Origin of the sequence: Streptomyces sp. AF1A (assembly GCF_047340315.1) — a bacterium.
Classification (GTDB): Bacteria; Actinomycetota; Actinomycetes; order Streptomycetales; family Streptomycetaceae; genus Streptomyces.
On record NZ_JBLEBI010000224.1, the window covers coordinates 1 to 9,441 of the forward strand.

At 73.0% G+C, this 9,441-nt stretch carries 7 protein-coding genes and 4 pseudogenes; 10 read left to right on the plus strand and 1 reads right to left on the minus strand.

Annotated features, from left to right (window positions below; genetic code table 11):
* From ACLU3S_RS33425 to ACLU3S_RS33465, 9 genes and pseudogenes are all read left to right on the plus strand, one after another.
* A pseudogene (locus tag ACLU3S_RS33425) lies at positions 1–264 on the plus strand (rRNA cytosine-C5-methyltransferase); the annotation flags it as partial.
* A gap of 84 nt (positions 265–348) precedes the next feature.
* A pseudogene (locus ACLU3S_RS33430) lies at positions 349–651 on the plus strand (RNA polymerase subunit sigma); the annotation flags it as partial.
* A 59-nt stretch (positions 652–710) separates the two neighbouring features.
* Positions 711–1,412, plus strand: a complete 702-nt coding sequence (gene rpe / locus ACLU3S_RS33435; protein ID WP_413955739.1) for a ribulose-phosphate 3-epimerase — start codon at positions 711–713, stop codon at positions 1,410–1,412.
* A gap of 75 nt (positions 1,413–1,487) precedes the next feature.
* Positions 1,488–2,531, plus strand: coding sequence for a sugar-binding transcriptional regulator (locus ACLU3S_RS33440; protein WP_413955740.1), 1,044 nt, complete (start codon positions 1,488–1,490; stop codon positions 2,529–2,531).
* 101 nt (positions 2,532–2,632) lie between these two features.
* A pseudogene (locus tag ACLU3S_RS33445) lies at positions 2,633–2,986 on the plus strand (ribonuclease domain-containing protein).
* On the plus strand, positions 2,983–3,294 hold the full coding sequence (locus tag ACLU3S_RS33450) for a barstar family protein (protein ID WP_413955741.1): 312 nt from the start codon (positions 2,983–2,985) through the stop codon (positions 3,292–3,294). The pseudogene ACLU3S_RS33445 and the gene ACLU3S_RS33450 overlap by 4 nt, the downstream one beginning before the upstream one ends.
* Before the next feature lie 133 nt (positions 3,295–3,427).
* On the plus strand, positions 3,428–4,870 hold the full coding sequence (locus ACLU3S_RS33455) for a GuaB1 family IMP dehydrogenase-related protein (protein WP_413955742.1): 1,443 nt from the start codon (positions 3,428–3,430) through the stop codon (positions 4,868–4,870).
* A gap of 245 nt (positions 4,871–5,115) precedes the next feature.
* Positions 5,116–6,603, plus strand: a complete 1,488-nt coding sequence (locus ACLU3S_RS33460; protein WP_413955743.1) for an amino acid permease — start codon at positions 5,116–5,118, stop codon at positions 6,601–6,603.
* A 27-nt stretch (positions 6,604–6,630) separates the two neighbouring features.
* A complete protein-coding gene (locus ACLU3S_RS33465) occupies positions 6,631–7,083 on the plus strand; it encodes an Lrp/AsnC family transcriptional regulator (RefSeq protein ID WP_030343799.1) in 453 nt (150 codons plus the stop codon).
* A gap of 9 nt (positions 7,084–7,092) precedes the next feature.
* Here the strand turns inward: ACLU3S_RS33465 and ACLU3S_RS33470 are convergent.
* Positions 7,093–7,344: pseudogene (locus tag ACLU3S_RS33470) on the minus strand (UTRA domain-containing protein); the annotation flags it as partial.
* Positions 7,345–7,510: 166 nt separating this feature from the next.
* Between ACLU3S_RS33470 and ACLU3S_RS33475 the strand changes: the two are divergent.
* Positions 7,511–9,441 (plus strand): nitrate- and nitrite sensing domain-containing protein (locus tag ACLU3S_RS33475; RefSeq protein WP_413955744.1); only part of this gene is annotated, 1,931 nt, incomplete at its 3' end.

Consider the following 9,441-nt stretch of genomic DNA (forward strand, 5'->3'; position numbering starts at 1 on the left):
CTGCAGCGCGCCCTGCTGCGCGGCGCGCTCGAGGCGGTGCGCGTCGGCGGGATCGTCGGCTACGCCACCTGTTCGCCGCACCTCGCCGAGACCCGCGCGGTCGTCGCCGACGTGCTCAAGCAGCGCCCGGACACCGAACTCGTCGACGCCCGCCCGCTGCTCCCCGGCGTCCCCGCGCTCGGCGAGGGCCCGGACGTGCAGCTGTGGCCGCATCTGCACGGCACGGACGCGATGTACCTCGCACTGATCCGCCGCACCGGCTGAGGTTTGTGTCGGCGGGCTCGTGGAGGGCGGTGGCGCTGGTCCGCCGCACCGGCTGAGGTTTGTGTCGGCGGGCTCGTGGAGGGCCTGACCGACAACCCGGTCGTCCGGCTCAACCGCGCCGTCGCCGTCGGCGAGGCCGACAGACCGCGCGCCGGCCTGGCGGCGCTCGCGGAACTGGACGCCTCACTGCCCCGCCGCGCCGCGGTGGCGGCCCACCTCCACGAGCGCGACGGCGACCTGGCGACTGCCGCGCGGCTGTACGCCGAGGCGGCCCGAAAGCCCCACGATCTCGCCGAGCGCGACCGCCTGACGCGCCAGGCCGCCCGGCTCAACGCCCGTCCGCGCGGCCGACGGGCGGCGTCGCATACCGTCGGGTCGGTGCGATGAACGTCTTTGCCTGTGGACGGGCGCGACCATCGGACCCCCGGGCATGGCAGGCTTGGGTCATGGCCGTGCAGATCAACCCCAGCATCCTGTCCGCCGACTTCGCGCGCCTCGCGGAGGAGGCCAAGGCGGTCCAAGGCGCCGACTGGCTCCACGTCGACGTCATGGACAACCACTTCGTCCCGAATCTCACGCTCGGCGTGCCGGTCGTGGAGTCCCTGGCCCGTGCGACGGACACCCCGCTGGACTGCCACCTGATGATCGAGGACCCCGACCGGTGGGCGCCGCAGTACGTGGAGGCCGGAGCCTCCTCGGTCACCTTCCACGTGGAGGCGGCCGCCGCCCCGGTGCGGCTCGCCCGCGAGATCCGCGCCAAGGGCGCCCGCGCCGCCATGGCGCTCAAGCCCGCGACGCCGATCGAGCCGTTCGAGGACCTGCTGCCGGAACTCGACATGCTGCTGATCATGACGGTGGAGCCGGGCTTCGGCGGCCAGGCGTTCCTCGACATCATGCTGCCGAAGATCCGCCGCACCCGTGAGCTGATCGGCAAGCACGGCCTCCAGCTGTGGCTGCAGGTCGACGGCGGTGTCTCGGCCTCGACGATCGAGAGGTGCGCGGACGCGGGGGCGGACGTGTTCGTCGCCGGCTCCGCGGTCTACGGTGCGAAGGACCCGGCGGATGCGGTCCGTGCCCTGCGCGCGCAGGCGCAGACGGCCACGGCCAAGGCGTCCTGGGCATGCGACCACGGAGCCACGGCTGTGTGAACGCTTGACTGAAGGCCGCCCGCTGGGGCGGATACGTTGCGCCGAATCTGCAAGGATGAACGGCGAATCCAGAGTGTGAACAGCAGTGAGGAGATCGCCGTGTCGGGTATGTCGGCGGGCCGGTCAGCCGTGCGGATGGGACCCGCTGAGCTGGTGCAGGCGGCGGCCATGGCCCGCCGCTTCTACCTCGAGGGCAAGTCCAAGATCCAGATCGCGGAGGAGTTCGGCGTCAGCCGCTTCAAGGTGGCCCGGGTCCTGGAGACGGCCCTCGAACGGGATCTCGTGCGGATCGAGATCCGCGTGCCGGCCGAGCTGGACGCCGAGCGCTCCGACGCGCTCCGCGCCCGCTACGGCCTCAGGCACGCCGTCGTGGTCGAGTCCCCGGCCGAGGCCGAGGAGACCCCCGACCCCGAGAACCTCGGCGAGGTCGCCGCCGACCTGCTCGGCGAGCTGGTCGACGAGGGGGACGTGCTGGGCCTGGCCTGGGGCCGGTCCACCATCCACATGGCGGCGGCCCTCGACCGCCTGCCGCCGTGCACGGTGGTGCAGCTGACGGGTGTGTACGACGCCGGGACCTCGGAGCGCGGCTCGGTCGAGGCCGTGCGGCGCGCCGCGCAGGTGTCGGGCGGCGACGCCCACCCGATCTACGCGCCGATGCTGCTGCCGGACGCGGCCACCGCGGCGGCCCTGCGCAACCAGACGGGGATCGCGCGGGCCTTCGAGTACTTCGACAAGGTCACGGTCGCCTGCGTCTCCATCGGCTCCTGGGAGCCGGGCATCTCCACGGTGCACGACATGCTCAGCGACGCGGAACGGGCGCACTACGCCTCGCTCGGCGTCGCCGCCGAGATGGCCGCGCACCTCTTCGACGCCGAGGGGCGCCGGATCGGGCGGGACCTGGGCGAGCGCTGCATCACGGTCAAGGCCGACCAGCTGCGCCGCATCCCGGAGGTCGTGGCGATCGCCGGCGGTCAGCGCAAGGCGTCCGCGATCGACGCGGTGCTGCGCTCCGGGCTGGTCACCAGCCTCGTGACGGACACCTCCGCCGCGGACTACCTGATGACGGCGGGGCCGACGCCGAAGCCCGCGCTCAGCCGCGCGGACCCGGACGGACTGTGAGCGGGGCCCGGCGGCAGGGCGTGTGGTCGTCCTGACGTGACGGCCGCACGCAGCATCGCCGGCATGCTGCTGCGGTGCGCCTCTGGGTGCGCGCGCTCCGCCTGGCCGTGCTGCCGGCCGGGTGCTCGACCGGCCCTTCCGGGGCGACCCGGTCCGGCGTCCCTCCTGGGCCGGGCACACGGCCACCGTCACGGCGGTCCGGCTCCCCGCAAGGGCGCGCCGGACCCTCGCCCTCATCGACGAGGGCGACCCCTGCCCGTACGCACGCGACGGTGCCGTCCTCGGCGACTTCGCAGGGCGGCCTGCCCCGGCACCCACGGGGCTGCTGCCCCGCGTACACGGTGCGGACGCCGGGCTCACGCGATCGCGGGGCCCGGCCCGTCGTCACCGGGCAGGGCGGCGAGATCCACTACGCCGACGACCACCATGAGACGTTCAGGGCGGTGCCGAGATGACGGCTTTCGTGGTCACGCCGGACCTCGCCGGGGTCACGGACAAGGCCGGCCTGATGGATCGCGTCGCCCGGGCCCTCGCGCTGCCCGACCGGTTCGGCCGCAACTGGGACGCCCTCGCCGACTCCCTGTCCGACGTCTCCGTGTGGCCGGAGCAGGCCGAGGGCGGGGGGCTGGTCGTCGTACGGCACCGGCAGGCGTACGCCACGGCCCGGCCGCAGGAGTGGCAGACCGCCCGGGAGGTGTTCTCCCAGGCCATGCGCGTGACACCGGCGCTCACCGTCGCCCTGGCCCTTGGAGAATCCTCCTAAGAGGTCTCCGACCGGCCTGGATGTTCTGTGAGGGCATGACGCCGCCCGCGTCATGGGACAATGAAGTACGTGCTCTTTTCCCCCTGGCGCACCCGTCGGGGGGTCACCTCTGATCGACTGGGATGTGCAGCACGTGCGTTTCCTCAATGACATCCGGCCCGCGTACGACCTGACGTACGACGACGTGTTCATGGTGCCGAGCCGCTCCGCGGTGGGCTCGCGTCAGGGCGTGGACCTCAGCTCGCCGGACGGCACGGGCACCACCATCCCGCTCGTCGTCGCCAACATGACCGCCATCGCCGGACGCCGCATGGCCGAGACGGTGGCCCGCCGCGGCGGCCTGGTGGTCATCCCGCAGGACATCCCGATCGACGTCGTCACCGACGTCATCTCCTGGGTGAAGAGCCGCCACCTGGTGCTGGACACCCCGATCGTGCTGGCCCCGCACCAGACGGTCGCCGACGCCCTGGCGCTGCTGCCCAAGCGGGCGCACAACGCCGGCGTGGTCGTGGACGCGGACGACCGGCCGGTCGGCGTCGTCACCGACGCGGACCTGTCCGGCGTCGACCGCTTCACCCAGCTCGAGGTGGTCATGTCCAGGGACCTGCTCCTGCTGGATGCGGACATAGACCCGCGCGAGGCCTTCAACACCCTCGACCACCACAACCGGCGCTACGCCCCGGCCGTCGACAAGCAGGGCAGGCTCGTCGGCATCCTGACCCGCAAGGGCGCCCTGCGCGCCACGCTGTACACCCCGGCCGTCGACGCGCACGGCAAGCTGCGTATCGCCGCCGCGGTGGGCATCAACGGCGACGTGGCGGGCAAGGCCAAGCAGCTGCTCGACGCGGGCGTGGACACGCTCGTCATCGACACCGCGCACGGCCACCAGGAGTCGATGATCAGCGCCGTCAGGCTGGTACGCGCCCTCGACCCGCAGGTGCCGATCGTCGCGGGCAACATCGTCTCGGCCGAGGGAGTCAAGGACCTCGTCGACGCGGGCGCGGACATCATCAAGGTCGGTGTCGGTCCCGGCGCCATGTGCACCACCCGGATGATGACCGGCGTGGGCCGGCCGCAGTTCTCCGCGGTGCTCGAGTGCGCCGCCGAGGCGAAGAAGTACGGCAAGCACGTGTGGGCCGACGGCGGTGTCCGCCACCCGCGCGACGTGGCCATGGCCCTCGCGGCCGGCGCGTCCAACGTGATGATCGGCTCCTGGTTCGCGGGCACCTACGAGTCCCCGGGCGACCTCCAGCAGGACGCGGACGGCCGCCTGTACAAGGAGTCCTTCGGCATGGCCTCCGCGCGCGCGGTGCGCAACCGCACGTCGGAGGAGTCGGCCTACGACCGCGCCCGCAAGGCGCTGTTCGAGGAGGGCATCTCCACCTCCCGCATGTTCCTCGACCCGGCCCGCCCGGGTGTGGAGGACCTGATCGACTCGATCATCGCGGGCGTCCGCTCCTCCTGCACCTACGCCGGTGCGGCCTCCCTGGCCGAGTTCGCCGAGAAGGCCGTCGTCGGCATCCAGAGCGCGGCCGGCTACGCCGAGGGCAAGCCGCTGCACGCCAGCTGGAGCTGAGCGCCGGCTCAGCCCTGGCCCGGCGAGGATGTCGCGCCCACCCCGCAATGAATGGGCGCCCCTGGGGGCGGGAACGCAATGATCTTGCGCAAGCGCGCAAGGCTGCTCCGTTACGCCCGTGAACGCCCGCCTCATAGGGTGCTGCGCTGTACGCGGCGTGCGGGGACCCCGCTCGGTGGGTCCCCGCACGCGCGGGTCGCACCGGTCCCCGGCCGCACCGACCGGCAGCGACAAGGAGCCAGCGCGTGCTCGACCAAGGCGCACCCCCGCACAACCAGGCAACGGACGTCCCCGCGTTTTCCGGCGTCGTCGCGCGCCTGATGCGACGCAAGCCCGTGGAACAGCTGGTCACGGAGGGCGGCCAGGGCGAGGGAGGTGTGCTGCGGCGCTCCCTCGGGCTGTGGCAGCTGACGATGATCAGCATCGGTGCCACGCTCGGCACCGGCATCTTCGTCGTGCTCGGCGAGGCGGTGCCCAAGGCGGGCCCGGCGGTCACCCTCTCCTTCGTGATCGCCGGCCTCACCGCGCTGTTCTCGGCCCTCTCCTACGCCGAGCTCGCGGGCACCATCCCGGTCTCCGGCTCCTCGTACTCGTACGCATACGCAACGATGGGCGAGCTGATCGCCTGGATCTGCGGCTGGTGCCTGGTCCTGGAGTACGGCGTCTCGGTGGCCGCCGTGGCCGTCGGCTGGGGCGAGTACCTCAACGAGCTGCTGGCCGGCACGATCGGCGTCACCATCCCCACGGCCCTGTCCGCCCCGCCCGGCGACGGCGGCCTCTTCAACCTGCCCGCCCTGATCGTCGTCCTGCTCGCGATGGCGTTCCTGCTCGGCGGCGCCAAGGAGTCCGCGCGGGCCAACACCGTCATGGTGTGCGTGAAGATCGCCGCGCTGGTGCTGTTCTGCGCCATCGGCTTCATGGGCTTCAGGTCCGGAAACTACGCGCACTTCATGCCGCTCGGCATGGCGGGCGTCAGCGCGGCCGGCGCCACGCTGTTCTTCTCGTACATCGGCTTCGACGCCGCCTCCACCGCCGGCGAGGAGGCGAAGGACGCGCAGCGCGACCTGCCCCGCGCCATCATGCTCTCCCTGGTCATCGTGACCGCGCTGTACGTGCTGGTCGCGGCCGTCGCGGTCGGCGCCAGGCCGTGGCGGAAGTTCAACGACTCCGAGGCCGCCCTCGCCCAGATCATGCGGGACGTCACCGGACAGAGCTTCTGGGCCACCCTGCTGGCCTGCTGCGCCGTCATCGCCATCGCCAGCGTCGTCCTGACCGTGCTCTACGGCCAGACCCGCATCCTCTTCGCCATGTCCCGCGACGGACTGGTGCCCAAGGTCTTCGCCAGGGTGCACCCGAAGACCGGCGCCCCGCGCGCCAACACGGTCATCGTGTCCCTGTTCTGCGGCGTCCTCGCCGCCGCCGTCCCGCTGGGCAGGCTGGCCGACGCCACCAGCATCGGCACCCTGTTCGCCTTCGCACTCGTCAACGTGGCCGTGGTGGTGCTGCGCCGGACCCGCCCGGCCATGCACCGCACCTTCCGGGTGCCGCTGTCGCCGGTGCTGCCCGCGCTCGGCTTCGCCTTCTGCGTGTGGATGATGGGCAGCCTGTCCACCGTCACCTGGATCGTGTTCGGTGCCTGGATGGCCGTCGGGCTCGTGTTCTACTTCGTGTACGGCCATCGCCGTTCCCGCCTCGCGACGGCCGAGCACCTCGCGGTGGCGGCAGAGAAGTGACCGATCCGAAGAAGTGAACCACCCCCTGTGCTGAACGATCTCGACGAACGCATCGTGCACGCCCTCGCCGAGGACGCCCGCCGCTCCTACGCGGACATCGGGCAGATGGTCGGCCTGTCCGCCCCCGCGGTGAAGCGGCGCGTGGACCGGCTCCGCGCCACCGGGGCCATCACCGGGTTCACCGTCCGGGTGGACCCGGCGGCGCTCGGCTGGGAGACCGAGGGCTACATAGAGATCTACTGCCGGCGCAACACCTCGCCGGAGACCATCCAACGCGGCCTGGAGCGCTACCAGGAGGTCGTGGCCGCGTCGACCGTCACCGGCGACGCGGACGCGATCGCCCAGGTCTTCGCGTCCGACATGCGGCACTTCGAGAGGGTGCTGGAGCGGATCGCCGGGGAGCCGTTCGTGGAGCGCACCAAGTCGGTACTGGTGCTGTCCCCTCTGCTGCGGCGGTTCTCCTCCGGGGCGCCCGGGTAACCGGTCCTGGTCCGCGGGCCTGCGCGCCGGCGCGTTGTCGCCGAGGGAGTTGTACACGCTGAAGCTCACGGCGTCCGGGCGGTAGCGGTCGTCGGACCACTCCACCGGGCGCCCTTGGCGTGTCGTGGTCACCCGACGCACCCGCAGCAGCGGACTGGTGCGGCGCACGCTCAGCAGCTCGGCGTCCCGGGCGCCCGCCGCGACCGCGTCGATGACGTGCTCGCCGTGGGCGAGGACAAGGCCGGTGTCCTCGTAGAGGCGCTAGGCCGGCCGACGACCGGCCCCGCGGCCGGGCGGCCTTCCTCACCGCCGTCCTCCCGCTGCCGAGGTGACCTTGGGTTACCACAGGTCACCGTTGCGGTACCGGGCGCGCATCCCGTAGGTTGTGGCGCACTTCCTACTGACTGGTAACACCGGCAGGTACACCATGCGCTGGCCCCTTGGCCGTCCCCCCACCGTGCGCACGCGGATCGTGGCGCTCGCGCTCGCCCCGGCCGTCGCGCTGATGGCCCTGTGGAGCTTCGCCATGGTGTCGGTCACCTCCGAACTGCGCGCGCTGATCCGGGTGCAGGGGGTGTACGAGGACTTCGGGACCCCCGTGGACACCGCGGTCGGGCAGATCCAGATCGAGCGCCGGATGTCCGCCGCCTACCTGGGCGCCCGGCTCGACACGGCGGCCGGGGGCCGGCTGCTCGAACAGCAGCGCCGTACCGACCGGGCCGTCGACGCCATGCGGCGGGCGGTCCGGGACGGCGACCGCAGCCGGCTCACCGCACGGCAGCGGCAGGCGCTGGACGCCATGGTCGCGGCCGGCGGAAAGCTGGAGGGGCTGCGTGAGCGGGTGCTCGCGCGGCAGATCACCTGGGATCGCGCGGTCGACGAGTACGGCGCGCTCGTCGAACCCGGCTTCGACGTGCAGTCCACGCTCACCGCCCTGCAGGCCGGGCAGCTCGCGCGCGAGGCCCAGGTCGTCGTCGAGCTCGTCCGGGTCCGGGAGTTCGTCTCCCGGGAGGACGCGCTCGTCGCCGGTGCGCGGGCGGCCGGCACGCTGACCGACCGGCAGTACGACACGCTGACCGCGACCATCGAGGACCGGCGCGTCTTCCAGCAGACGTACGTGCCGGACCTGCCCGCCGACTCCCGGGCGCTGTTCGAGGCCTTCCAGCGCGGGGACCTGTACCGCTCGCTGGTGCGGGGCGAGGACGCGCTGCTGCGGGCCGGCGCCGGCGGTGCCGGGCGGGCCGTGGCCGCGGACACCTGGCGGTCGACCACCGACCGGGCCGTGCGGCGGTACATGCAGCTGTGCACCAGGTCGGCCGAGAACTCCGCCGCGCGCGGGCGGGCGTTCGCCTACCGCGAGCTGACCAAGGCGGCCGTCGTGGGTGCGGCTGGACTGGCCGCCGTCGCGCTGTCGCTGTGGTGCGCGGTGCGCGGCGCCCGGCGCATCTCCCGCCGCCTGGAGAGGCTGCGGGACGCCGCCGACGTCCTGGCCACGCGGCAGTTGCCGGACGTGATGCGCAGGCTGAGCGCCGGCGAGGAGGTGGACGCGGCGGCCGAGGCGCCGCCGCTCGCCGCCGACGAGGTCCGCGACGACGAGATCGGGCAGGTCGGCCGGTCCTTCAACACCGCGCGGCTCGCCGCCGTCGAGGCCGCCGTGACGCAGGCCGGCCTGCGCCGGGGCCTGTTCGCGGTGCTGCTCAACATCGCGCGCCGCAACCAGGCCCTCGTGCACCGCCAGCTCAAGCTCGTCGACACGCTGGAGCGGCGCACCGACGACCCCGACGCACTGCGCGAGCTGTTCCGCATCGACCACCTCACCACGCGCATGCGCCGGCACGCGGAGAGCCTGATCATCCTCTCCGGCGCCGCGCCCGGCCGCCGCTGGCGCCGGCCCGTGCCCGTCGCGGACGTCGTCGCGTCCGCCGTCAGCGAGATCGAGGACTACACGCGCGTGGTCGTGCCGCCGATGCCCGAGGTCGGCATCGCGGCGGACGCGGTCGCGGACGTGGTGCACCTGATCGCCGAACTCCTGGAGAACGCCACGGTGTTCTCGCCCCCGCACACACAGGTCACCCTGCGCACCGGGCACGTCGGCAGCGGATTCGTGCTGGAGATCGACGACCGCGGGCTCGGCCTCGACGCCGAAGCGCGCGCCGGGGCCCAGCGCACCCTCACCGACCCCGACGCCTTCGACCCCACCCGCCACGACCGCCTCGGCCTCTACGTCGTCGGCCGCCTCGCCGCCCGCCACGGCATCGAGGTCAGCCTCCGCGACTCCCCGTACGGCGGCACGACGGCGGTGGTCCTCCTGCCGGAGGGCGTCCTCGCGGAGGTCGAGCCGACGGCGGCGCGGCCCGC

Bases quoted from the DNA above. Each gene is read 5' to 3' on its own strand.
- rpe (WP_413955739.1), top strand. From the start codon at position 711: ATGGCCGTGCAGATCAACCCCAGCATCCTGTCCGCCGACTTCGCGCGC.
- ACLU3S_RS33450 (WP_413955741.1), top strand. From the start codon at position 2,983: ATGACGGCTTTCGTGGTCACGCCGGACCTCGCCGGGGTCACGGACAAG.